The organism is Mannheimia sp. E30BD, from assembly GCF_041807785.1.
Taxonomy (GTDB): Bacteria; Pseudomonadota; Gammaproteobacteria; order Enterobacterales; family Pasteurellaceae; genus Mannheimia.
This window is the reverse complement of record NZ_JBGTYX010000019.1, coordinates 1-23,192: the sequence shown is the minus strand read 5'-3', so window position 1 is coordinate 23,192 and position 23,192 is coordinate 1. Positions and strand designations below refer to the sequence as shown.

The 23,192-nt window shown below is 40.4% G+C and carries 25 protein-coding genes; 14 read left to right on the top strand and 11 right to left on the bottom strand.

The genetic code is table 11. The features are described 5' to 3' along the window. Positions 1–3 precede the first annotated feature (3 nt). The gene (gene argS / locus ACERCG_RS09730; protein WP_373611853.1) at positions 4–1,731 is read left to right on the top strand and encodes an arginine--tRNA ligase; all 1,728 of its coding nucleotides are present in this window, start codon (positions 4–6) and stop codon (positions 1,729–1,731) included. Positions 1,732–1,986: 255 nt separating this feature from the next. Next, positions 1,987–3,162 carry an Obg family GTPase CgtA gene (gene cgtA, locus ACERCG_RS09725; protein WP_373611852.1) on the top strand — a complete coding sequence of 392 codons (1,176 nt, stop codon included), beginning with the start codon at positions 1,987–1,989 and terminating at the stop codon, positions 3,160–3,162. 71 nt (positions 3,163–3,233) lie between these two features. On the opposite strand, the gene ACERCG_RS09720 is transcribed toward cgtA, so the two are convergent. Further along, on the bottom strand, positions 3,234–3,854 hold the full coding sequence (locus ACERCG_RS09720; RefSeq protein ID WP_373611851.1) for an outer membrane protein: 621 nt from the start codon (positions 3,852–3,854) through the stop codon (positions 3,234–3,236). Between the two features lie 3 nt (positions 3,855–3,857). Further along, the gene (locus tag ACERCG_RS09715; protein ID WP_373611850.1) at positions 3,858–4,352 is read right to left on the bottom strand and encodes a hypothetical protein; all 495 of its coding nucleotides are present in this window, start codon (positions 4,350–4,352) and stop codon (positions 3,858–3,860) included. 155 nt (positions 4,353–4,507) lie between these two features. Between ACERCG_RS09715 and ACERCG_RS09710 the strand changes: the two genes are divergently transcribed. The 4 genes from ACERCG_RS09710 to ACERCG_RS09695 all read left to right on the top strand — a co-directional run bounded on the left by ACERCG_RS09710 (position 4,508) and on the right by ACERCG_RS09695 (position 6,095). Next, positions 4,508–4,915 carry a multiprotein-bridging factor 1 family protein gene (locus tag ACERCG_RS09710; protein WP_373611849.1) on the top strand — a complete coding sequence of 136 codons (408 nt, stop codon included), beginning with the start codon at positions 4,508–4,510 and terminating at the stop codon, positions 4,913–4,915. Positions 4,916–4,926: 11 nt separating this feature from the next. Continuing rightward, complete coding sequence (locus tag ACERCG_RS09705) at positions 4,927–5,115, top strand: DUF5397 family protein (RefSeq protein WP_373611848.1); 189 nt, start codon at positions 4,927–4,929, stop codon at positions 5,113–5,115. 2 nt (positions 5,116–5,117) lie between these two features. Further along, complete coding sequence (locus tag ACERCG_RS09700; protein WP_373611847.1) at positions 5,118–5,396, top strand: virulence factor; 279 nt, start codon at positions 5,118–5,120, stop codon at positions 5,394–5,396. An 81-nt stretch (positions 5,397–5,477) separates the two neighbouring features. Continuing rightward, on the top strand, positions 5,478–6,095 hold the full coding sequence (locus ACERCG_RS09695) for an HI_0552 family protein (RefSeq protein WP_373611846.1): 618 nt from the start codon (positions 5,478–5,480) through the stop codon (positions 6,093–6,095). Between the two features lie 41 nt (positions 6,096–6,136). On the opposite strand, the gene ACERCG_RS09690 is transcribed toward ACERCG_RS09695, so the two are convergent. The 7 genes from ACERCG_RS09690 to hda form a co-directional block, all read right to left on the bottom strand. Next, positions 6,137–8,095 carry a heme lyase CcmF/NrfE family subunit gene (locus ACERCG_RS09690; protein WP_373611845.1) on the bottom strand — a complete coding sequence of 653 codons (1,959 nt, stop codon included), beginning with the start codon at positions 8,093–8,095 and terminating at the stop codon, positions 6,137–6,139. After that, a complete protein-coding gene (gene ccmE / locus ACERCG_RS09685; RefSeq protein WP_373611844.1) occupies positions 8,092–8,646 on the bottom strand; it encodes a cytochrome c maturation protein CcmE in 555 nt (184 codons plus the stop codon). The genes ACERCG_RS09690 and ccmE overlap by 4 nt, the downstream gene beginning before the upstream one ends. A gap of 199 nt (positions 8,647–8,845) precedes the next feature. After that, entirely contained in the window at positions 8,846–9,040 is a 195-nt protein-coding gene (gene ccmD / locus ACERCG_RS09680; protein ID WP_373611843.1) for a heme exporter protein CcmD, read from the bottom strand. Between the two features lie 17 nt (positions 9,041–9,057). Then, on the bottom strand, positions 9,058–9,795 hold the full coding sequence (locus ACERCG_RS09675; RefSeq protein WP_373611842.1) for a heme ABC transporter permease: 738 nt from the start codon (positions 9,793–9,795) through the stop codon (positions 9,058–9,060). 183 nt (positions 9,796–9,978) lie between these two features. Beyond that, positions 9,979–10,641: a heme exporter protein CcmB gene (ccmB, locus tag ACERCG_RS09670; protein WP_373611841.1), complete on the bottom strand. Its 663-nt coding sequence runs from the start codon at positions 10,639–10,641 to the stop codon at positions 9,979–9,981. Next, positions 10,638–11,279 carry a cytochrome c biogenesis heme-transporting ATPase CcmA gene (ccmA, locus tag ACERCG_RS09665; RefSeq protein WP_373611873.1) on the bottom strand — a complete coding sequence of 214 codons (642 nt, stop codon included), beginning with the start codon at positions 11,277–11,279 and terminating at the stop codon, positions 10,638–10,640. The genes ccmB and ccmA overlap by 4 nt, the downstream gene beginning before the upstream one ends. Positions 11,280–11,423: 144 nt before the next feature. Further along, the gene (hda, locus tag ACERCG_RS09660) at positions 11,424–12,134 is read right to left on the bottom strand and encodes a DnaA regulatory inactivator Hda (RefSeq protein ID WP_373611840.1); all 711 of its coding nucleotides are present in this window, start codon (positions 12,132–12,134) and stop codon (positions 11,424–11,426) included. Between the two features lie 217 nt (positions 12,135–12,351). On the opposite strand from hda, the gene ACERCG_RS09655 reads away from it, so the two are divergent. From ACERCG_RS09655 to ACERCG_RS09625, 7 genes are all read left to right on the top strand, one after another. Beyond that, positions 12,352–13,953: an ABC transporter substrate-binding protein gene (locus ACERCG_RS09655; RefSeq protein ID WP_373611839.1), complete on the top strand. Its 1,602-nt coding sequence runs from the start codon at positions 12,352–12,354 to the stop codon at positions 13,951–13,953. 176 nt (positions 13,954–14,129) lie between these two features. Beyond that, entirely contained in the window at positions 14,130–15,134 is a 1,005-nt protein-coding gene (locus ACERCG_RS09650) for an ABC transporter permease subunit (protein WP_373611838.1), read from the top strand. An 85-nt stretch (positions 15,135–15,219) separates the two neighbouring features. Next, the gene (locus tag ACERCG_RS09645) at positions 15,220–16,110 is read left to right on the top strand and encodes an ABC transporter permease subunit (protein WP_373611837.1); all 891 of its coding nucleotides are present in this window, start codon (positions 15,220–15,222) and stop codon (positions 16,108–16,110) included. A gap of 10 nt (positions 16,111–16,120) precedes the next feature. After that, positions 16,121–17,101 carry a dipeptide ABC transporter ATP-binding protein gene (gene dppD / locus ACERCG_RS09640; RefSeq protein WP_373611836.1) on the top strand — a complete coding sequence of 327 codons (981 nt, stop codon included), beginning with the start codon at positions 16,121–16,123 and terminating at the stop codon, positions 17,099–17,101. Positions 17,102–17,210: 109 nt separating this feature from the next. After that, on the top strand, positions 17,211–18,194 hold the full coding sequence (locus ACERCG_RS09635; protein ID WP_373611835.1) for a peptide ABC transporter ATP-binding protein: 984 nt from the start codon (positions 17,211–17,213) through the stop codon (positions 18,192–18,194). A gap of 63 nt (positions 18,195–18,257) precedes the next feature. Next, complete coding sequence (locus ACERCG_RS09630; RefSeq protein ID WP_373611834.1) at positions 18,258–19,007, top strand: hypothetical protein; 750 nt, start codon at positions 18,258–18,260, stop codon at positions 19,005–19,007. 44 nt (positions 19,008–19,051) lie between these two features. Then, positions 19,052–19,429 carry a hypothetical protein gene (locus tag ACERCG_RS09625; protein WP_373611832.1) on the top strand — a complete coding sequence of 126 codons (378 nt, stop codon included), beginning with the start codon at positions 19,052–19,054 and terminating at the stop codon, positions 19,427–19,429. A 45-nt stretch (positions 19,430–19,474) separates the two neighbouring features. Here ACERCG_RS09625 and sohB read toward each other — a convergent pair whose 3' ends face one another. Then, positions 19,475–20,527 carry a protease SohB gene (sohB, locus tag ACERCG_RS09620; protein WP_373611831.1) on the bottom strand — a complete coding sequence of 351 codons (1,053 nt, stop codon included), beginning with the start codon at positions 20,525–20,527 and terminating at the stop codon, positions 19,475–19,477. Between the two features lie 23 nt (positions 20,528–20,550). Further along, a complete protein-coding gene (gene lpxB / locus ACERCG_RS09615; protein WP_373611830.1) occupies positions 20,551–21,732 on the bottom strand; it encodes a lipid-A-disaccharide synthase in 1,182 nt (393 codons plus the stop codon). 138 nt (positions 21,733–21,870) lie between these two features. On the opposite strand from lpxB, the gene ACERCG_RS09610 reads away from it, so the two are divergent. Beyond that, entirely contained in the window at positions 21,871–22,965 is a 1,095-nt protein-coding gene (locus tag ACERCG_RS09610; RefSeq protein WP_373611829.1) for a porin, read from the top strand. Positions 22,966–23,192: the final 227 nt, after the last annotated feature.

Here is a 23,192-nt window from a genome sequence, read left to right as displayed (position 1 = left end):
TCAGTGAATATTCAACAAATTTTATCAGATAAAATTAAACAGGCAATGGTGACAAGTGGTGCAGAGAGCAATGTTGAGCCATTAGTTCGCCAATCAGGCAAGCCAGAATTTGGCGACTATCAAGCAAACGGTGCGATGGGTGCGGCGAAAAAATTAGGTATGAACCCGCGTGAATTTGCTCAGAAAGTGTTAGATAACGCCGACTTAAACGGCATTGCCGATAAATTAGAAATTGCAGGGCCGGGCTTTATCAATATTTTCTTAAACCCGGAATGGCTGGCGGAGAACACTAACAATGCCTTGCAAGCGGTCAATTTTGGCATAAAAACTGCAAATCCGCAGACGATTGTGATCGACTATTCCTCGCCAAACGTGGCAAAAGAGATGCACGTTGGGCATTTGCGTTCGACCATTATTGGCGATGCGGTGGTTCGCACCTTAGAATTTTTAGGCAATAACGTGATTCGTGCCAACCACGTTGGCGATTGGGGAACGCAATTCGGTATGCTGATTGCTTACCTTGAAAAAATGGAAAACGAACACGCTAGCGAAATAAAGCTTAGCGACCTTGAAGCTTTCTACCGTGCAGCAAAAGAACATTATGATTCAGATGAAGCCTTTGCTGAAAAAGCTCGCAACTATGTGGTAAAACTTCAAAGTGGCGATGAATATTGCTTAACAATGTGGAAAAAGCTGGTAGATATTACCATGCACCACAACCAAGAGAATTACAACCGCTTAAATGTTACGCTAAGTGAAAAAGATGTAATGGGCGAGAGCCTTTACAACCCGATGTTACCTGAAATTGTCGCAGACTTAAAAGCTAAAGGCTTAGCGGTGGAAGACGATGGTGCATTAGTGGTGTTCTTAGATGAATTTAAGAACAAAGATGGCGACCCAATGGGCGTGATTGTGCAGAAAAAAGATGGTGGTTTCCTTTACACCACCACCGACATTGCGGCAGCAAAATATCGCTATGAAACGCTAAAAGCAGATCGTGCATTAGTGTTCTCAGACAGCCGCCAAGCTCAACATATGCAACAAGCGTGGTTAATTACTCGCAAAGCAGGTTATGTGCCAGAGAGTTTCAGCCTTGAACACCCATTCTTCGGAATGATGTTAGGCAAAGACGGTAAGCCGTTCAAAACTCGTAGCGGTGGCACAGTTAAACTGAAAGATTTATTAGATGAAGCCGTTGAGCGTGCAGATAAATTAATTTCTGAGCGTTCTACCGATTTAACCGCAGAAGAAAAAGCGGCAGTGGTTGAAGCGGTAGCAATCGGCTCGGTAAAATATTCTGATTTATCGAAAAACCGTACAACAGACTACGTTTTTGATTGGGACAATATGCTAACTTTTGAAGGTAACACTGCGCCTTATATGCAATATGCCTACACTCGTATCCGCTCTATCTTTGCCCGTGCAGGCATTGATGAAAACGGCTTAAGTGGTTCTATTCAACTCAATGAACCTAAAGAGCGTGCCTTAGCGGTAAAATTGCTTCAGTTTGAAGAAGCCTTAAATGGTGTAGCAAAAGACGGTATGCCGCATATTTTATGCCAATACTTATATGAATTAGCAGGTAGTTTCTCGAGCTTCTACGAGGCTTGCCCAATTTTAAATGCGGCAGAAGAAACCAAAAACAGCCGTTTAAAACTAGCAGCATTAACGGCAAAAACCTTGAAACAAGGGTTGGATTTATTAGGTATTAAAACGGTAGAGAAGATGTAGTTATTCGCTCTCACCCCTTGTGGGACAAACGCTTGCGTTTGAACGTTGGCTTTGCCAACGGCTTCGAAGAAGCGAACGTAGTGAGTATTGAGACCGCTTATGAGCGTTCAGCGAAATAAGCAGAGAGAGGGGAAACAAGCGGTCATTTCTATTCAATATTTTGCAAATACTCCTCTCCCTGATTTTTATTCTGAACGAATAAAAATCTATCCTTCTCCCACAAGGGGAGAGGGGTCAAATAAAAAGGACAACAAAATGAAATTTATTGACGAAGCCCTGATTCGTGTAGAAGCAGGCGATGGTGGAAATGGCTGTGTGAGCTTCCGCCGTGAAAAATATATCCCGAAAGGGGGCCCAGACGGTGGCGATGGCGGCGATGGTGGCGATGTTTACTTAATCGCTGACGAAAACCTGAACACACTTATCGACTACCGTTTCGAGAAACGTTATGCCGCAGGGCGTGGCGAAAATGGTCGTAGTGCAGGTTGTACAGGTCATCGTGGTAACGATATTACTTTACGAGTACCTGTTGGTACCCGTGCTATCGATAACGACACTCAAGAAGTGCTTGGCGATTTAACTAAACACGGTATGAAAATGTTGGTGGCTAAAGGCGGCTATCACGGTTTAGGTAACACTCGCTTTAAATCATCAGTAAACCGTGCGCCACGCCAGAAAACCAATGGTACGCTGGGCGAAAAACGTGATCTGTTATTAGAGTTAATGTTACTTGCTGATGTGGGTATGCTTGGTTTACCCAATGCGGGGAAATCCACCTTTATTCGCAGCATATCTGCGGCAAAACCGAAAGTGGCTGATTACCCATTTACTACCCTTGTGCCAAGTTTAGGCGTGGCTCGTGTTGGCTCAGATCGCAGCTTTGTGGTGGCGGATATTCCTGGCTTAATTGAAGGGGCTGCGGAAGGAGCTGGTTTAGGAATTCGCTTCCTAAAACACTTAGAGCGTTGTCGCATTTTAATTCACTTAGTGGATATTATGCCGATTGACGAAAGCGACCCTGCTCACAATATTTCTGTGATTGAATCCGAGCTTTATCAATACAGCGAAAAGTTAGCCGAAAAACCAATTTGGTTAGTGTTCAATAAAATTGACACCATTGGCGAAGAAGAAGCGGCGGAACGAGCAAAAGAAATCGCTAAACAAATCGGCTGGGAAGACGATTACTACTTGATTTCTGCTGCTACAGGTCAAAACGTGCAAGCCCTCACCCGTGATATTATGGACTTTATTGAAGCAAACCCACGCGAAGTGGAGGAAGAAAATAAAGAAGCGGAAGAAGTGAAATTCAAATGGGAAGACTACCACAATGAGGCAATGCAAAACCCTGTCGAAGAAGATTGGGACGACTGGGACGATGATTGGACCGAAGAAGATGACGAAGGCGTAGAATTTATTTACGAACGCCGATAAAAAGACAAGCGGTTGTTTTTAGCTAGAAATTTGCAAATTTCTGAGGAAAAACAACCGCTTCAATAATTAAGCTAAAAATGGTAGGAGCCACTTAAAGTGATATTCTTAGTTTTAATTCTAATATCATTTTGACCTTTTAAATTAGCTTTATGATATTCAACCCCAATATCAAAGTCTGGTGTAGCTGCATATTTCATTCCTGCACCGATACCAACGCCATAAGCTCCTGAATTTTTAATTACAGCTCGATTCCCATAAACAGCATCATTATTTACATCAAATGAACTTACATTTAGACTCACTTTTACATAGGGTAAAAAATTGCCTAAGAGGCGATAGCCTTGTAAATAAGCCATGCTTGTTGCAAATTGCTCTTTTGTAATAGTTCCTAACTCAGATTTCGTTTTTGCATTCGAGAAAGCGAAACTTGCCTCTGCTTGTCCTACAAAATCAGTTGAGCCCAAATAAAAACCATAACCTGTTACAACTCCAAATCTTGCTCCACTGGAACCACTAGCTGTAAAATTGCCATTGATTGAAGAATATCCAAGTTCAGAATAAGGAACAGAAAAAGTATGCTTAGTTGAAGTTAATTCAGCCCCTAAATAAAAACCCGTAAAAGTATTATTTTGAGCAAGTACAGATGCACTCAAGCTACTAGAGGCTAAGGCAGTAATCAGTAACTTTTTCATTATTTATAAATTAATTGGCTGTAATTTTGATTTCTGTTCAGCGGTTAAAACCTCTGTTGAAATAATATGTAGACCACTTTCACTATTTCCTCCCAGATCTGCTAAGAAATATTCAGGTAACTTATACATTGCACCTGTTAATGGATCAATAACTAGATAACCAAGTAAACCACCGAATAATAGGTTACCACCTAAATACCATCCATCAAGTTTTGTATCTAGTTCAAACGTTTGGCTTCTTGCTTTCTTACCCTTTGGAGTGAAAGTAATTTGATATTTTTCTCCTTTGAAATATCCGGCCCCCGCTTTTAGCACAACATTCTGTGGCGTAGTCCCTCTTTGAACGACTGTTCCTGCTCTATTTTTTATGACAAATGAAGCACCACTTGGATTAGATTGAATACTAACGTTATAGTTGCTTTCACTCATAATTGTTGCACAACCTGTAGCAAAAAGAGCTGTAACGACTAATACGGATAATTTTCCTAATTTTTTCATAGATAAGTCCCTCTAAATGTGTGAAAATAACATTGTTTGCATTACAAAATGCAGGAAAATTCTAAGAAAAAACCTTATTTTCAACCAGAATCAAACAAGACAAAAAACCACCTAATTTGTCATTAGAATTGCTCAATTTGTGAGGAAATAAATCAATGGGAATGCACGATAAAATCCGTTTAATGCGAGAAATTCGTCAATGGTCGCAGGAAGAAATGGCGGATAAGATGAATATGTCATTAAGTGGCTACGCTAAAATTGAGCGAGGCGAAACAAAATTACATTACGATAAATTAGTGCAAATTGCCCAAATTTTTAATATGAATTTGTCTGATCTTGTTGATTCTGACAAAGGCGTTATTTTTTGTATGAATGATAACAGCGATTATATTTACACAAACTATGGCAATATTAGTGAGGCAACTCTACTTGAAATTGAGAAGTTAAAATTATCCCTTTCTCATAAAGATGAACTAATATCATATAAAGACTCATTATTGCTCCAAAAAGACCAAGAAATTCAATCGCTTAAAAAGATTATTGCCTTATTGGAAAATCGTTAGAGGAAAATGGAATGGAAGTAAATCAAATACCTATCGGCACAATTAAAACTTTTGGTAATTATGGTATTCCATACCAAGTTGGCGAACCTGATCAAGTATTAGCAGATGGTGATATTCTAGTTAATATCACCTTGATTCAAACAGGCGAACAAGAAAAGTATAAATTATCTAAATTATTGAAAGATCCTAATGCGGAGTAAAAATGTACGCAATTTCATTTGATTTAGTTGTTGCAGATACTGAAGAAAACCACCCTAAAGGGGTAACTCAAGCCTATACCGATATTGGTATAACACTTAAAAAATTTGGTTTTGAGCGTATTCAAGGTAGCTTATATATCAATAATGATGAAAATATGGCAAATTTGTTCCAAGCAATGAATGCGTTAAAAGCAATGGAATGGTTTCCTCGTTCAGTTAGAGATATCCGAGCATTTCGCATTGAGCAATGGTCTGATTTTACCTCTATCATTAAAGAATAAAAAATCACAAGCGGTTGTTTTTGTACGGAGATTTGCAAATTTCCGGAGAAAAACAACCGCTTGTAGGTTTAAGGAGAGTTTATGCTTAGCTCAACATCGTGCGATTTATTCAATATTCCGTTCTTCCAATTTGCTCAGATGAAGAAATATTGCCCTGAGGAGATCCCTCAAATTAAGGTGGAATATAAAACTCAGTGGGAAATTTGGAAAAAGCTACATCAGGAAGTTTCTCGTCAGCTTGGGCAGCCGTTTTCTCCGCCACATATTGAGAAATGGTGCAATGGCTGGCAGGTTCGAGCCCATTTTTTTGCTTATTACAAGTATGAATTTAATCGAAATTCTGCGGCTATTCTTTCCGTGATTTTAAATCGCCGTCGTTTGCAAGTGAGCCTTGATTGGCATTGTTATCGAGCCGATCGCTCGCAAATTAACGTGCATCAATACAATCAATGGTGGGAAAATTTAGATCAGGAAAAGTTTGCTGATTTTGAGATTTGGCACGGAAGTGAGAGTGAATATGATGATTTTAAAACCGTTAGTCAGATGTCAGAGCAAGCGTTCACCCTAACTAACGAGGAAGATTTTTGGTGTATCGGCAAAAATGTGGAAAAGGACGATTTGGATAACATTGATGTAGTAGAATTTATCTACCAAACCATTCGGGCATTATTGCCACTTTATGAGAAATGTCATCAATAAACACCAAAAAGGCGAACATCATTGGTTCGCCTTTTCACAATTTAAGCTATCACTTCTTTTTTATTTTCAATGCGTAAACGGTAGCGTTTATCCAACATACAGAGTAAACCACCGAGAGCCATAAACAGCCCGCCAATCCAAATCCAGCGAATGAATGGTTTGTAGTATAAGCGAACCGCCCAAGAATCATCTTCTAGCTTTTCGCCTAAGGCTGCGTATAAATCTCGGGTAAAGCCCCAGTCGATTGCCGCTTCGGTCATACCCATTCGGCTCACTCTATAGAAGCGTTTTTCAGCGCTGAGTGTGGCTTCATATTTGCCGTTTCGAGTAATTTCAAGCTCGGCTGTGCCACCTTGATAGTTTGCCCCATCGGTTATTTTGATGCCTTTAAATTCAAATTGGTAATCTAAAATTTGGGCTTTATCGCCTACGTTCATTCGCACATCTCGCTCAATGCTGAAGTTTTGGCTAAATGCGATGCCGAATACCGTCATTGCAACCCCTAAGTGAGCCAGCACCATTCCCCAATGTGAACGGGACAGTTTGAAAATGCCTGTAAAGAATGAATGGCGGTGCGTTGCACGTTGATGTAGCTCATATAAACTCAACAAGACAATAAATACCGCCATCATTGTGCCTAATACCACGCTTACTGTAATGGTATTACGGAATAAATACGGCAAGCCAAAACCAAGCAGAACCATTAAAATAGTGGCAATAATAACTGGTTTACGAATGGCTGAAACTTGGTCTCTACGCCATTTCACTAACGGCCCGATACCCAATACAAAGGAGAAAGGTACCATTAAAATTAAGAACATCTGGTCGAAGAACGGTGCGCCGATTGAGATTGTGCCTAAACCGATTTGTTTGTGAACAAGCGGTAATAATGTACCTAAAAACACCACCGATAAAAACGCCATCAATAAAATATTATTGATTAATAGCATTGTTTCCCGTGAATAGCGTTCGTAGTTATCCAAGCTTTTAATTTGCGAACCTTTAAACGCATATAGCAATAATGAGCCGCCCACCACAATAACAAGGTAAGCTAAGATATATAAACCTCTCGTTGGATCTGAGGCGAATGCATGAACGGAAACTAAAATGCCTGAACGCACTAAGAATGTTCCTACCAAACAGAGTGAGAAGGCAAGAATAGCCAATAACACCGTCCACGCTTTGAATGTGCCTCGTTTTTCAGTAACCGCTAATGAGTGAATGAGTGCTGTTCCTGCAATCCACGGCATAAGCGAGGCGTTTTCAACTGGGTCCCAGAACCACCAGCCACCCCAGCCTAATTCGTAGTATGCCCACCAAGAACCAAGTACGATGCCGAGTGTTAGAAATACCCACGCTGCCATCGTCCACGGGCGAGACCATCTTGCCCAAGCAGTGTCTAATCGACCTGTCATTAATGAAGCAATCGCAAATGCAAAAGCAACCGAGAAGCCCACATAGCCCATATAAAGTAATGGTGGGTGGAAAATTAAACCCACGTCTTGCAACATCGGGTTTAATTCTTTGCCATCAACAGGGAAATTAGGGAAAGTTCTATCAAATGGATTTGAGGTAAAAATAACAAATACCAGAAAACCAATGCTAATTAATCCCATCAGTCCCAGCACTCTTGCTACCGCTTCTTCGGGCATTTTGCGAGTAAACGCCGCAACACCTACAGACCAAAGTGAAAGCAACCAAACCCACAGTAAGAGCGATCCTTCGTGCGCACCCCATACTGCCGATAATCGATATTCAAGCGGCAAACGGCTATTTGAGTTGTTCACCACATATTGCACGGTAAAATCATTCACCGCAAACAGATAAAACAGCGAACCAAAAGAGACAGTCAATGCCAAAAACATTGCCCAAGTCATCGGGCGGGCAAGAGCAATTAAGGTGCTATTTTGCTTTTCTGCTCCCCAAATCGGTAGAATTGCCAATAATACAGAAATAGCTAAGGCGAGTGCCAAAGCATAATTGCCTAATTCTGCAATCATTTAGTTTCCCCTTGTGTATTGGCTTTTTGGGCTTCAGCTTCTGCTTTCATTTTGCGATCCGTTTCCGATTCGCCTTTTAAATCTTGCTCTGAAACACCTGATTTTTTATGTTGATCTTTCAATTTATCACCTAATTCAGGTGGCATATAGTTTTCATCGTGTTTTGCCAATACTTCCGTTGCTTTTAAACGAGTCGGCTCAATGAGTACACCTTGTGCCACAATGCCCTGCCCTTCACGGAATAAATCAGGCAAAATGCCCTCGTATTCCACAGTAATGGAAGGTCCAACATCGTTTAAATCAAATACCACTTTTAAGGTTTTATCATCACGTTTAACCGTATCTTCCACAACCATTCCGCCCACACGAATACGCTGTCCGACTTCTGGCTTTTGTTTAGGATCATCATTTTTACCATTGACAATTTCAGATGGCGTGTAGAAAAGATCGATATTTTGGCTTAACGCATAAAGTGTCAATCCTGCTGCCACAGAAAGCCCAAGCAATACTGAAAGTACTACTTTCAATCTTGATTTTCGTCTTGGATTCATCGTAATCACCCTCAAAAACAGATGCAAATTGCATCAAAAATATTCAAAAAATAAGCTATTATAAGAATAACAAAAAACCGCAAAATATTCCTCATATTCAAAGGAAGTTTTGCGATTTCTCAAATTAAATACCTATAAAGAAGTATTAATAGAATATTTGCAAAATTTTAACGTTTTTTAACCACTTGTATTTGCACTATTAATATGACTGTTTGAGCTTTTCTTCTCTTGCCAACTCTTTTTTTGCTTGGGCTAAAATTGCTTTATGTTCACGGCGACTTAACCAAATCAGCCCCCCCATTGCAATAAAGGTAACGGCATAAGAGAGCCATACGTAGAAACCGTAGCCACCCATTGCGAAGAAATCGCTGATTGATTCAAATTGAAATGTCATTTCTATCTCCTGCTTTCTTATGCTGATTTCGCTAAATTTTTAACCCAAGGGCGATTACGCTCATCTTTTAATAATGCGATACGATAACGCCAAATACTAAACCACGCTGTAAAAATAAGTGTGCCTAAAATCGCCAATAATAGCGGAATAAGCATTTCAACCGCCATTGATGGTTTGTCGAACTTAGTAATAGTTGCTCCTTGATGTAGCGTATTCCACCACTCCACAGAGAAGTGAATAATCGGCAGGTTAATTACCCCAACCACAGAAAGCACTGCTGCAGCTTTTGCCCCCGTTTGTTTATCTTGAAACGCTGAATAAAGAGCCATTACCCCAATATAAAGGAAGAAAAGCACTAAGGCTGAGGTTAAGCGTGCGTCCCACACCCACCAAGTTCCCCACATTGGTTTTCCCCAAATCGCTCCTGTGGCAAGAGAGATAAAGGCGAAAACTAAACCGATAGGTGCCATTGAGATCATCGCTAAATTCGCTTGGCGAATCTGCCATACTAACGCCACTAATCCTGCCACCGCCATTGAACCATACACGCCCATCGACCAAATTGCTGCCGGAACATGGATAAAGATAATACGGTAGCTATCGCCCTGTTGGTAATCTTTTGGCGCAAATGCCAACCCCCATACAAAAGCAACCGTGAGCATAATCAAACTTAGCCAACCTAAAAACGGTTGGATTTTCCCTAGCAAATGATACTGCGTTTCAGATTTTGCATAAGGGTGTAGCCATTTCCACATAGAAAAACTCCGTAATAAATGAAATGTTTATTTACTTATTTTTGTAAAATTACCTCTTTCAAATCTCCCCTATCCCCTCTTTTCTAAAGAGGGGGACTCAATCCAGTGTACCAAACATTCATCTTTCTTCGATAGATTCCCCCTCTTTAGTCAAAGAGGGGGTTAGGGGGATATTTGTACAATCTAGTTCAAACTAATTCTTAACGCCCCAGCAATTGCAAAAGGTGAAAACGTTAAGGTAATTGCTAAAATTGCGCCAAGAATGGCAAGTTGTCCGCTGTAGCCCATATTTAACGTGGCAGCTTCTAGCACCGCTGCAGCAAAAATCAGCACAGGTAAAAACAGTGGTAAAATTAATAAGCTGAGTAATGTTCCACCTTTGCGTAAGCCAACTGTTAATGCTACACCTATCGCACCTAAGCAGCTTAAAATCGGCGTGCCAAGTAACAAAGTTAGCACCAATGCCCACCAAACGTGCGTTTCAAGCGAAAGTAAAATTGCCGCAATCGGTGAAAGTAAAATCAGCGGTAAGCCCGTTAAAGCCCAGTGAGCAACCACTTTCGCTAATGCAACTTGCGGTAATCCAACAGGCAATAACATTAATTGCTCTAATGAACCATCTAAATAATCATCTCGGAATAAACGTTCAAAAGAAAGTAAGGCGGAAAGCAGTGCCGCTACCCACGCAATACCTCCGGCAATTTTACCTAATAATTCAGGATTCGGCCCCATTAAAATCGGGAATACAGTAATAACCATTAAAAAGAACCAAAGCGGATTTAAAATTTCCGATGGTTTGCGAAAAGCAATGGTTAATTCACGCTGAATAATGCTAAATAGAATCATACTTTAAACTGATCTAAGGAAATAATCGTTACTTTATCACTGTCTGCTGCTTGGTGACTGGTGAAAATCACTAATCCGCCTTTTTCACAATGCTGTTCGATATGAGAAATCAAATCCGCCACGCCCTTTTTATCAATAGCGGTAAAAGGTTCATCTAAAATCCAAAGTTTAGCATTGGTGAGCCACAACTTAGCCAATGCCACACGACGTTGTTGCCCAGCGGATAATTGAGAGCAAGGTAAATCTTCTCGCCCGATAAGGGAAACTTTATTTAATGCCTCCCACAACGCATCGTCATCTTGCGGTAATTGTTGTACTTTTTGGAAAAAACGTAAATTCTCCCACGCAGTCAGTTCCGGCTTCACACCCGAATAATGCCCTAAATAAAAGAGTTCCGAATAGTATTCATCACGTTGCTTTTGAATAGGGATATCATTCCACAACACCTCGCCTTCAGCAGGTAAAGAAACTCCGGCTAAAATACGTAACAGGCTGGTTTTCCCAATACCATTATGCCCTTCAATCTGCACCCAATCACCACTGTTTACAATAAGGTTACACCCTTCAAATAAACGGGTTTCTCCTCGCTCACAAGCAATGCTCTGCAATTTAAGCTGATATTGGGCTGTTAGGTTCATCATAATTCAGTAGGAAGAAAAATTTTAGCTGAAGTGTAACATAAGCTATTCTTTTAACGTAGCAAATAAGTTACTTATTTAGAGGTAGCAAGCGGTCAAATTTTCAAAAATTTTTGAAAATTTTGATAAGAATCAAACCGCTTGTTATAGAGAAAGGGTTTCTTTTACAAAAGGAATAGTTAATTTTCGCTGAGCTTGGAGCGATGCGTGGTCTAATTTATCTAATATTTTGGATAGCTCTTCCAAATCCGAGCCGATTCTTTTCAGCAGAAAATGAGCAACCTCATCAGAAAGCTCTATCCCTTTTTGGTGTGCATTGGCTTGCAAAATATGGCATTTTTGCTCGTCAGTAAGATCGCTTAATTGATACACCTCTCCCCACGTTAAACGGGAGCGTAAGTCTGGCAGCTTAATATTTAATTGATGTGGCGGGCAATCCGCACTAATTAACAACAAGGTCTTTATACCATCACTAAATAGCCCTTGTTGCTCTCGAATTTGATTGAATAAGTTGAAAATAGCCAGTTCCCACTCCTCATCGCCAGCAATGGCTTGAATATCATCTAAACAAATCACATTCAGCAGCTCGGCATTATCTAAAACCAATGGCGAGAAATAATAGGCTTTTTTGAGTGGAATATAGCTTGAGGTTTGCTGGTTTAAAAGAAAGTGATTGCTCACAGCTTTTAACAGATGACTTTTACCACAGCTTTTTTCGCCCCAAATGTAGAAAAACGGCTGTTGTACATCGGCAAAATTCCGTTTGAGAGATTCAAGCAACACTTCGCTATTTTCTGCATAGAAATTATCGAAAGTGTCTTCATCAATTTGATAAATCGGTAGAGGTAACTGCAAAATATTCCTTAAAGCCAGCCATCAAAACTCTGTAAGAATATCGGAAAACCGCTATTTTGAGAAGCATAAATTGCTCAATTAGCTTTCATTTGTAAATTTTAATAAAGTCCTACCTCTATTTGTTAAAAAAAGATTGCAGTTCGCTAAAAAAATTGTATATTCAGAACTTCACATAAAAAAAGTAATTCAACCTATAAATAAAACTCAAGGAGTGAAAATGAAACACCTAGCTAAACTTTCGTTAATTGCTATGGCGATTGCAGGCTCTGCAACAGCAATGGCAGCACCAAAAACTTTCGTTTATTGTTTAGAAGCCTCTCCATCAGCAATGAGCCCAGTATTAGTCACAGACGGTGCAAGTATTGATGCCAATGCTCGCCCTATTTATAACAAATTAGTGGATTTTGAAGAAGGCACAACCAATGTTATCCCATCATTAGCAGAAAAATGGGATATTTCTGAAGATGGTAAAACCTATACTTTCCATCTGCGTAAAGGCGTGAAATTCCACGATAATAAAGAATTCAAACCAAGCCGTGATTTAAATGCAGATGACGTATTATTCTCAATTAATCGTCAGCTTGACCCGAACCACCCATTCCACAAAGTATCAGGCGGAAACTATGAATACTTTATCGGTATGGATATGCAAAATATCATTGATAAAGTGGAAAAAGTGGACGATCACACCGTTAAAATTAGCTTAAAAGTGCCAAATGCACCATTCTTAGCAAACTTAGCTATGGACTTTAACGCTGTTTATTCTGCGGAATATGCAGAACAATCATTAAAAGCAGGTAAACCGGAGCGTATTGATACCAATCCAATCGGTAGTGGCCCATTCCAATTTGTGGATTACCAAAAAGATGCAACGGTTCGTTATAAAGCCTTTGAAAACTACTGGCAAGGAAAGGCGAAAATCGACCGCTTAGTGTTTGCGATTACCCCAGATGCGTCTGTACGCTTAGCGAAATTACAAAAAGGCGAATGCCACGCAATGCCGTATCCTAACCCTGCGGATATCGAAACACTGAAAAAAGATGCTAATATTGAGTTAATGAGCCAATCAGGTATGAACGTAGGCTATCTTGCATTGAACTCATCAATCAAGCCGTTAGATAACCAAAAAGTTCGCCAAGCATTAAACCACGCTGTGAACAAACAAGCAATTGTTGATGCGGTGTATCAAGGTGCTGGTCAAGTTGCGAAAAACCCAATTCCACCAACAATGTGGAGCTACAATGAAGCAATTCAAGACTATGACTACAACCCTGAAAAAGCAAAAGCGTTATTAAAAGAAGCAGGTTTTGAGAACGGCTTTACCACCGAACTTTGGGCAATGCCAGTAGCTCGTCCGTACAACCCGAATGCACGCCGTATGGCTGAACTTATCCAAGAAGACTGGAAAAAAGTGGGCGTGAATGCGAAAATCGTGAGCTACGAATGGGGCGAATACCTCAAACGTTTACGTCAAGGCGAAGCAGCAACGTCAATGATCGGTTGGACAGGTGACAACGGCGACCCAGACAACTTCTTAAACACATTATTAAGCTGTTCAGCGGTTGAAGCAGGTTCAAACTATGCTAAATTCTGCCACAAACCGTTTGAAGAAGTGGTAATTGGTGCAGCTCAAGAAAGCGACAAAGAAAAACGTACCGAGCTTTATAAACAAGCTCAAGTGATCTTTAAAGAGCAAGCTCCTTGGGTTACCATTGCTCACTCAACGGTTTACTTCCCTGTGCGTAAAGAAGTAAAAGGTTATGTAATGAGCCCATTTGGCTTACATGACTTCTACAACGTAGAACTTGCAGATAAATAATCTGCCTGCAAGCGGTGGAATTTTGCAGATTTTTTGCAAATTTTGACCGCTTGTCGTTACTATTGTAGGGGCGGGCCCTGTGCCCGCCCGAATACATGCGGATATAACGGGCGGGTACAGGACCCGCTCCTACTAATTAATCTAATAGTACAATAAGTTGTACAGATATTTTCATTATGTTCCAATTTATCCTTAAACGCATATTAATGGTGATCCCCACCTTTATCGCCATTACTTTAATTACTTTTGCCCTTGTGCATTTTATCCCCGGCGATCCAATTGAGATTCGAATGGGAGAACGTGGATTATCACCCGAAGTTCATCAACAGATGATGGAACAGCTCGGTTTAAACCGACCGTTGTTTGAACAATATTTCAGTTATATCGGTGGCGTGCTACAAGGCGATCTTGGCAGATCGTTTCGTAATAACGAACCTGTATTAAAAGAATTTTTTACCCTTTTCCCTGCAACGGTTGAGCTGGCATTTTTCGCCTTGCTCTGGTCGCTTATTTTAGGGATCTTCTTAGGCGTGATTGCAGCGGTTAAAAAAGAGTCTTGGATTTCACACACCGTTACCACGCTTTCACTGACTGGCTATTCAATGCCGATTTTCTGGTGGGGTTTGGTGCTAATCCTTTATGTTTCTACCCCATTAGGATTACCTGCTTCGGGGCGTTTGCCGTCTGAATATTGGATTGAAGCCGAAACAGGTTTTATGCTGATTGATACTTGGCGTTCAAACGAACCAGGTGCGTTTTTAGCCGCAATAAAATCCTTGGTTCTGCCTGCTATCGTATTAGGTACAATTCCACTTGCGGTCATTACCCGTATGACCCGTTCCTCAATGCTTGAGGTGCTAGGCGAAGATTATATCCGCACCGCTAAAGCGAAAGGCTTGAACACCACTCGTATTGTGATTGTTCACGCCCTGAGAAATGCATTAATTCCTGTGGTAACCGTAGTGGGCTTGATTGTAGGGCAACTTTTGTCAGGGGCGGTTTTAACCGAAAATATCTTCTCGTGGCCGGGCATCGGCAAATGGATCATTGATGCCATCAACAGCCGTGATTACCCTGTATTACAAGGCTCTGTGTTAATCATTGCCACTATTATTATTTTAGTTAATTTAACCGTAGATTTAATTTACGGTATTGTAAACCCAAGAATCCGCCATTCATAACAAGCTAACAAGCGGTTGCAAAAAATATCTGAAAACAACCGCTTGTACTTTAGGATTTGGGCTCATTTTATTTTTGGAGTGATGAATGTCTTCAATAACATTGTCTGCACCTAAACCAAAAACGCCGCTACAGGAGTTCTGGTACTATTTTTGTCAAAATCGAGGTGCATTAATCGGACTTACCTTTATTGCTATAGTCTTTGTTGCTTGCGTGTTCGCACCTTGGGTTGCCCCATTTGATCCAATCGAACAAAACCGTAGTGCATTATTATTGCCACCCGCTTGGTTTGAAGGGGGAAATTCCGCTCATTTACTCGGTACTGATGATATCGGGCGTGATATTCTGTCTCGTATTATTTACGGTGCAAGATTATCTGTCTTTATCGGCTTAATCATTGTGCTACTTTCTTTTGTATTCGGCGTAATTTTAGGCTTAATTGCAGGTTATTACGGCGGTATGCTTGATATCATCATTATGCGATTTGTAGATATTATGCTTGCCATTCCAAGCTTGCTTTTAACCATTGGCGTGGTAACCATTCTTGGTCCATCGCTGACTAACGCAGCCATTGCGATTGCGGCAGTTTCTATTCCAAGCTATGTGCGTTTAACTCGAGCTCAAGTATTAAGTGAGAAAAACCGTGATTATGTAACCGCTTCCCGTGTAGCAGGAGCAAGTGTGTTGCGTTTAATGTTTGTGGTTATCTTGCCAAACTGTTTAGCTCCGCTTATCGTACAAATGACGATGGGTATTTCAAATGCGATTTTAGAACTCGCTGCACTCGGCTTCTTAGGTATTGGGGCTCAACCACCAACACCTGAACTAGGAACGATGCTTGCCGAATCTCGTGGCTTTATGCAATCAGCAAACTGGTTAGTAACCATTCCGGGTTTGGCGATTTTATCGTTAGTATTAGCATTCAACTTAATGGGCGATGGCTTGCGTGATGCACTCGATCCAAAACTAAAACAATAGGAGAGACAAGATGGCATTATTAACTGTTAATCAGCTTTCCGTCCATTTTGGCGATGAAAAAACGCCATTTAAAGCGGTAGATCGAGTAAGTTACGAAGTCAATGAAGGCGAAGTATTAGGCATTGTAGGCGAATCAGGTTCAGGGAAATCGGTCAGCTCCCTTGCGATTATGGGCTTAATTGACTTTCCCGGCCGTGTAATGGCAGAAAATTTACACTTTAATGGCAATGATTTGTTGGCATTAAAACCAAAGGAAAAGCAACAAATTGTCGGGGCTGATGTGTCTATGATTTTCCAAGATGCAATGACTAGCCTCAACCCAAGCTATACCGTTGGCTATCAGATTATGGAGGCGTTGAAAGTCCATCAAGGTGGTTCAAAAGCAAGCCGCCGTGAGCGAGCGATTGAGCTACTCACAATGGTGGGTATTCCAGATCCTGAATCTCGTTTAGAGGTGTATCCGCACCAACTTTCAGGTGGTATGAGTCAGCGAGTAATGATTGCAATGGCGATTGCCTGTAACCCTAAATTATTGATTGCTGATGAGCCAACAACTGCACTTGATGTAACCATTCAAGCACAGATCATCGACTTACTGCTAGAACTACAACGCAAAGAGAATATGGCGTTGATCTTGATTACGCACGACTTGGCACTGGTTGCCGAAGCGGCTCATCGTATTATCGTAATGTATGCAGGGCAAGTGGTTGAAGAAGGGAAAGCAGAAGAAATTTTCAGCTCACCGCTTCACCCTTACACCCAAGCGTTGCTGAAAGCCTTACCTGAATTTGCCGAAGGTAAATCTCGCTTGCAATCTCTGCCAGGTGTTGTACCGGGTAAATATGACCGACCACAGGGCTGTTTGCTCAATCCTCGCTGCCCGTATGCAACGGAGAAATGCCGTGTTGAAGAGCCCCTAATGCAGATTATCAACGGCAGACAGGTAAAATGCCATTATCCGTTGAGTGAGCAAGGTAATCCAACAATATAAGACGCTATATTGGCATCCGCTGTATCTTTAACTTGCAAAAAATTTTGTAAAATGCACCGCTTGTGGTCGCAAGCATTGCGACCCTACGGTTTTCCGAGAAGGAAAAAGAATGAACGAAAATAATCAATCTCCACCGCTATTAGATGCGATTAATTTAAAAAAATACTACCCCGTCAAAAAGGGAATGTTCGTACCGCCAAAACTCGTTAAAGCGGTTGATGGCGTATCATTTACGCTTGAGCGTGGCAAAACATTGGCGATTGTAGGCGAATCGGGCTGTGGAAAATCAACATTGGGGCGAATGCTCACAATGATTGAAAGCCCCACTGAAGGCGAATTATTCTACAACGGGCAGAATTTCTTAGTAAATGATAAAGAAACCGCTCAGCTACGCCGTAAAAAAATTCAAATTGTATTCCAAAATCCCTATAGCTCACTCAACCCTCGTAAAAAAGTGGGAGCAATTTTGGAAGAGCCTTTACTTATTAATACTGACTTATCCGCAAAACAGCGTAAAGAAAAAGTATTAGAAATGATGGCAAAAGTGGGCTTAAAGCCTGAATTTTATGACCGTTATCCGCATATGTTCTCGGGTGGACAACGTCAGCGAATTGCGATTGCTCGTGGCTTAATGTTACAACCCGACATTGTAGTGGCTGATGAACCTGTTTCTGCATTAGACGTTTCGGTTAGAGCCCAAGTGCTTAACTTGATGATGGATCTGCAAGAAGAAATGGGCTTATCTTATGTGTTTATTTCTCACGATTTATCCGTTGTGGAACATATTGCCGATGAAGTGATGGTAATGTATTTAGGGCGTTGTGTTGAGCAAGGAGATACGAAAACGATTTTTAGTAATCCTCGCCACCCTTATACACAAGCCTTGCTTTCAGCAACACCACGTTTAGATCCAAATCAACGTCGTGAACGCATTAAGCTAACAGGCGAGCTGCCAAGCCCGCTTAAACCACCAAAAGGTTGTGCTTTCAATGCCCGCTGCCGTTTTGCTACAGATCGTTGCTATGTTGAACGACCTGAGTTCAAAACCTACAAAGACGGCACAAAGATTGCTTGCTTCGTGGTGGAAGAATAATTGACAAGCGGTACGATTTTGTAAAAAATTTGCAAATCGTGCCGCTTTTCTTTAAGGAAAAATATGAAGCGTTATTTTTTATTATTTGGATTGCTACTTAGCACCTATTCCCACGCTATTGAAAAATTGAATGTGCAGTTATGGGCAGAGCGAGATCTGATTTCTAACGACGACAAATATATCCTGAATTTACACACAGGCGATTGGCGATCTGGCGGTATTCTCTATTGGGTTGGCACAACCAATAGTTTGCATTTTCGAGGCAATCAAAAAGGGCTAGATTTTACATTAAGTTCTTTTGAGCCGGGCGGAGGAGAAAAACCGTCTGAATATAAAATAGCAGGAAAGCTAACGCCTCATCTTAACCGCTTTGAAGCAAAGCTACACCATCTGCCAAGTCAAAATGTTGAAAAATTAACCTTTGGTTCGCTTTTTTGGCAGTCTGATCGCCCTCAACATTTGATCGAATTTTGGGGAGAGCCACAACCCTATAACCGAGTGAAGATTGATGAAATCCGCATTCTGGAACGAGAAAGCCGTCAGTTACTGCAAACCATTGAAGTATCACACAAAAATGATATTTACCAAGAAGGGCTTGCAGCACGCTATATTGATTTAAACTTCGATGGCTATTTTGATATTGCCATGCAAGTTGGGGGAGATTTTGAGGCTGGCGGTTACCGTTATTGGCTCTATAATGCTTCCACTCAAAAATACGAGCTTTCAGAGGAACTCAGCAAACTCACTCGCTATCCATCACGGGATATTATCCTCCGTGAATTACTATTTTTAGAAGGCACAGTGAAGTGGTAAATGAGGATTTTGCTCACAAGCATTTTAATTATTAAGGAGAAACAATGGCAAACTTTATCCGAAAAGCATTTGGCGGATTATCACTTAGTTACTATCTAAGGCATTTCTTATTTGGGTTACTGATTTTTGCCTTATTTATCTTCGCAGGCGTAAAGCACCCTAAAACAGGCGAATGGAATATACCCGTTCTTACCATTCTGATTATTAGCCAATTTCTTTATCCTTACGCACGTTTTGTGTATGAAAGCATTATTGACTATATCTTCGGAAATAATGTGTTCTTTGCGAATGCGATTTTAGTTTTAATTGTGAAGTTATTTACTATGATCTTATGCTATAGCTTTGCAATTTTTATTGCTCCAATTGGGCTGATTTATCTCTATTTTTATCATACCAAACAAGAAAAATTACATAATTCATAAAATAAAAAGGGCTGAACTAGATAAGTTTAGCCCTTTTGCTCAATATTACATTATCGTTGAACGACCTTTATTTAAGAGCTTAGTTAAAACATTTTCCGCAGATTGCTCAATTTGTCTGCCAATTTTTTGGCTCAATGTTTTCTTCTCTTTGTATTTTAATTCAATCACATCTTTCTCAAAGATTGCATTTAAAATCAGATCATCGCTGGTTGCGATTTCATCAACTAAATTTAACTCAATCGCTTGTTGCCCGAACCAATGTTCACCTGTTGCGACCTTTTCAATATCCAACTGTGGACGATGCTGTGCCACAAACTCTTTAAACAATGAATGGGTTTCTTCTAGCTCTTGCTGGAATTTCTGCTTGCCTTTCTCCGTATTTTCGCCCACTAAAGTTACTGTGCGTTTATATTCGCCAGCGGTCATCACATCAACATCAATATCGTGCTTTTTCAAGAAACGATGGATATTCGGTACTTGAGCCACAACCCCTACCGAGCCAATCACCGCAAAAGGAGCAGCCACAATTTTATTTGCCACACACGCCATCATATAGCCACCACTTGCCGCAACTTTATCCACCGCTGCAATTAAAGGAATGTTGCGATCACGCAAGCGTTGCAGCTGCGAAGCTGCTAACCCGTAACCGTGAACCACACCGCCCGGGCTTTCGAGCTTGAGCAATACTTCATCTTTCTCAGGATTAGCAAGGCTGATTACCGCATCAATTTCTCGGCGTAAAGAATTGACCTCGTGAGCCATCATATCACCATTAAAGTTCAGCACAAATAAGCGAGATGGAGCTTCTTCACTTTCTCCACCTTCTTTTAAACGCTTTTTCTCCGCTTTTGCTTTCTCTTTTTCCGCTTTTTTCTCTTGCTTTTCTTGATATTTTAATTCAGCGTCGCTCAAAAAAAAGCCTGCAAGCGATTTTTGCTGTTCCTTATATTTTTTCGTTAAATTGGTAATGGATACTGTACCGTTTTCAGTTTGCTTTTTCGATTCCAAAATCAACATTACCACCACTGCAACAATGCCGAAAACCGTCAATAATTCTAATAAGAAAATACCATAATTAAGTAAAACTTCTTTCCACATACTTCTTCCTTTTTGCAAAAAAATTAATAAATATGACCGCTTGTAGAGCCATTTAATAAATCGATAACCGCTTGAGCCGCTTGCTCGTCTGCATTACATTGAATTGACTTGTGCAACTCAAAAAATCGCTGTTTTAAACCTGCCTTTTTAGCTTGGCTTTCTGTATCCTCTGCAAGAAAAACCGCTAAATGTTTTGCTAAATTCTCTGGATTACACTCCTCTTGGATTAGCTCTGGCACAAGAAGTTCTTGAGCAAGCAAATTAGGCAGAGAAATATAGTCCGTCTTAACTAGCCTCTTTGCCAGCCAATAAGTAAGCGGTTTCATTTTATAACCCACCACCATTGGCGATTTACACAACATTGCTTCTAATGCTGCCGTACCAGACGCTAAGAGAGTGCATTCCGCTGCAATCATCGCCTCACGAGCTTTACCTTGAATAATGTTAAGTTCTAACTCTGGAGCAACTTGGACTTTAATTTCATTAAATTGTGCAATTCGTTTTTCATTTACCATTGGCACTAAGAATTGCAAATCAGGAAAACGAGCCTTTAAAAGCTGAGCTGTTCTTAAAAATGGCTCAGCTAAAAACTGGATTTCACTCCCCCTACTCCCCACCAGAATTGCCATATAGCGTTTGCTTTCATCAATATTAAGCGATAAACAGGATTGCGAACGGCTTGGATCTAAAGGAATCGCATCTGCCATTGTATGCCCAATAAAACGGCAAGGTACATTAAACCTATCATAGAACGCTTTCTCAAATGGCAGAAATGCTAATACCAAATTAGTCGCTCTCGCAATTTTAAATACCCGCTTTTGACGCCACGCCCACACAGAGGGGCTAACATAGTGAATCGTTTTAATGCCATTCGCTTTCAGTTTTTCTTCAACGGTTAAGTTAAAATCTGGTGCATCAATGCCAATAAAAATATCAGGCTTTAATTGAAGCATTTTGTCAATCACTTGCTTACGGCGTTTTAGTAATCGTGGTAAGTGTTTAACCACTTCAGCCAAGCCCATTACTGAAAGCTCTTCCATATCAAATAGCGTTTCACAACCTGCAGAAATCATTCTCGGTCCTGCTACTCCAATAAATTTAGCATTCGAATAATGCTTTTTTAGCTCTTTAATTAGCCCCGCTCCGAGAATATCGCCAGATACCTCTCCTGCTACTAATCCAATAATAGGTGCTTTTTCTTTCATCTCAAAATCTATTGGTAATTTATAATGGATCTATTATAGCTAATCATTATATAAACTAACAAAAGAATATTGCTCAGGATAGTATCTTCACATAAACTAACCTCTCTTTTTATATTTTATTTCAAATGGAGTGATCTTATGAAAAAAACAACATTAGCTATTTTAGCTTCCGCTCTAGTAGCAAATGCAGCTTCTGCAGTTACTATCTATGAGCATAAAGAGACAGGGACACAGCTTGACTTTATTGGTTCTGCTCGCATCAAATGGGAAAGCACATCAGATAAAGTTTCACAGGTAAATGGTGAAACTACCCGTCAGCACATCAACCACGCAGTAGATAACAACAGCTCTCGTTTCGGCTTCCGTTTAACCCAACAAGTTGGTCACGGTTTCTACGCACTAGGCCGTATTGAATGGCGTATGCGTGGTGATTCAAGTTCTCAGCACAATTTCGATCATCTTTATACTCATCAGCTCTATGCTGGTATCGGTCATAAACAATACGGTGAATTAACTTACGGTAATATGACAAATATTGCTGATGAAGTAAGACAAACTGATTTACCAAATACATTAAGCTTAAGTGATGGTTTATTAAATTCTGCTTCACGCCGTACACTTCAATATGTTTACAAAGGTATTGATGGCTTAAAACTAGGTGTATTCTATGGTGGCAATAGCCAACGTGGAAATAATAACTTAGATTTAGCAAATGAACGTAAAGACGTTTGGGGCGCTGCAGCAATCTATAACTATAAGATTGATGATAACCAAAGCCTAAAATTAGCAACCGGTACGACTCGTGAACGTTTTGAACAATCAATCGGCAACTACGAGCGTACAGCATTTGCTTTTGGCACAGCCTATACCTATGGAAAAACGACCGTTGGCTTAGATTTAGAACGCCGTGAAACGGAAGATCAAAATGCTATCGGTCACAAACGTATCGAAAAAGAAGTTCGCACTGTGTTACTCCATCGTTTAACCGATCAATGGAATGCTTACACAATGTATGCTTATAAAGAAAACAAACTTAATGCTGTAGGCTTGGCAAATGATAGCAAAGTTAAAAGAAACCAATTTATGTTGGGAACGGAATATTACATTGTTCCAAAACACTTAAAAGGCTTTGTTGAATGGCAAGCAACCCGAGCTAAAAACTATACCAATGATGTTAAAACATCAAAATCACGTAATTACACAACAGTTGTTGGTGTACGTGCTTATTGGTAATCAAACTATCTTTTTATGGTTCAGAAGTGAGCATTTCGTATGCTGTAAATCTCACCAAAAACACCTGCTTGCCCTAATTTTTCTTTTCTCTCTCAATAACAAGCGGTCCTTTTTCTTCATTTTTTTGCAAAGCTAAAATCTATCAATAATCTATCCTTGTTATAAATACCAAACCTCAAAATAACAAAAACCCCTTAAGTATCTCTACTTAAGGGGGTTCCTAAATT

What these genes read in the sequence shown, in the direction of transcription:
- cgtA (WP_373611852.1), top strand. Translation starts at nt 1,987, where the DNA reads ATGAAATTTATTGACGAAGCCCTGATTCGTGTAGAAGCAGGCGATGGT.
- ACERCG_RS09720 (WP_373611851.1), bottom strand. Translation starts at nt 3,854, where the DNA reads ATGAAAAAGTTACTGATTACTGCCTTAGCCTCTAGTAGCTTGAGTGCA.
- ACERCG_RS09715 (WP_373611850.1), bottom strand. Translation starts at nt 4,352, where the DNA reads ATGAAAAAATTAGGAAAATTATCCGTATTAGTCGTTACAGCTCTTTTT.
- ACERCG_RS09710 (WP_373611849.1), top strand. Translation starts at nt 4,508, where the DNA reads ATGGGAATGCACGATAAAATCCGTTTAATGCGAGAAATTCGTCAATGG.
- ACERCG_RS09705 (WP_373611848.1), top strand. Translation starts at nt 4,927, where the DNA reads ATGGAAGTAAATCAAATACCTATCGGCACAATTAAAACTTTTGGTAAT.
- ACERCG_RS09700 (WP_373611847.1), top strand. Translation starts at nt 5,118, where the DNA reads ATGTACGCAATTTCATTTGATTTAGTTGTTGCAGATACTGAAGAAAAC.
- ACERCG_RS09695 (WP_373611846.1), top strand. Translation starts at nt 5,478, where the DNA reads ATGCTTAGCTCAACATCGTGCGATTTATTCAATATTCCGTTCTTCCAA.
- ACERCG_RS09690 (WP_373611845.1), bottom strand. Translation starts at nt 8,095, where the DNA reads ATGATTGCAGAATTAGGCAATTATGCTTTGGCACTCGCCTTAGCTATT.
- ccmE (WP_373611844.1), bottom strand. Translation starts at nt 8,646, where the DNA reads ATGAATCCAAGACGAAAATCAAGATTGAAAGTAGTACTTTCAGTATTG.
- ccmD (WP_373611843.1), bottom strand. Translation starts at nt 9,040, where the DNA reads ATGACATTTCAATTTGAATCAATCAGCGATTTCTTCGCAATGGGTGGC.
- ACERCG_RS09675 (WP_373611842.1), bottom strand. Translation starts at nt 9,795, where the DNA reads ATGTGGAAATGGCTACACCCTTATGCAAAATCTGAAACGCAGTATCAT.
- ccmB (WP_373611841.1), bottom strand. Translation starts at nt 10,641, where the DNA reads ATGATTCTATTTAGCATTATTCAGCGTGAATTAACCATTGCTTTTCGC.
- ccmA (WP_373611873.1), bottom strand. Translation starts at nt 11,279, where the DNA reads ATGAACCTAACAGCCCAATATCAGCTTAAATTGCAGAGCATTGCTTGT.
- ACERCG_RS09655 (WP_373611839.1), top strand. Translation starts at nt 12,352, where the DNA reads ATGAAACACCTAGCTAAACTTTCGTTAATTGCTATGGCGATTGCAGGC.
- ACERCG_RS09650 (WP_373611838.1), top strand. Translation starts at nt 14,130, where the DNA reads ATGTTCCAATTTATCCTTAAACGCATATTAATGGTGATCCCCACCTTT.
- ACERCG_RS09645 (WP_373611837.1), top strand. Translation starts at nt 15,220, where the DNA reads ATGTCTTCAATAACATTGTCTGCACCTAAACCAAAAACGCCGCTACAG.
- dppD (WP_373611836.1), top strand. Translation starts at nt 16,121, where the DNA reads ATGGCATTATTAACTGTTAATCAGCTTTCCGTCCATTTTGGCGATGAA.
- ACERCG_RS09635 (WP_373611835.1), top strand. Translation starts at nt 17,211, where the DNA reads ATGAACGAAAATAATCAATCTCCACCGCTATTAGATGCGATTAATTTA.
- ACERCG_RS09630 (WP_373611834.1), top strand. Translation starts at nt 18,258, where the DNA reads ATGAAGCGTTATTTTTTATTATTTGGATTGCTACTTAGCACCTATTCC.
- ACERCG_RS09625 (WP_373611832.1), top strand. Translation starts at nt 19,052, where the DNA reads ATGGCAAACTTTATCCGAAAAGCATTTGGCGGATTATCACTTAGTTAC.
- sohB (WP_373611831.1), bottom strand. Translation starts at nt 20,527, where the DNA reads ATGTGGAAAGAAGTTTTACTTAATTATGGTATTTTCTTATTAGAATTA.
- lpxB (WP_373611830.1), bottom strand. Translation starts at nt 21,732, where the DNA reads ATGAAAGAAAAAGCACCTATTATTGGATTAGTAGCAGGAGAGGTATCT.
- ACERCG_RS09610 (WP_373611829.1), top strand. Translation starts at nt 21,871, where the DNA reads ATGAAAAAAACAACATTAGCTATTTTAGCTTCCGCTCTAGTAGCAAAT.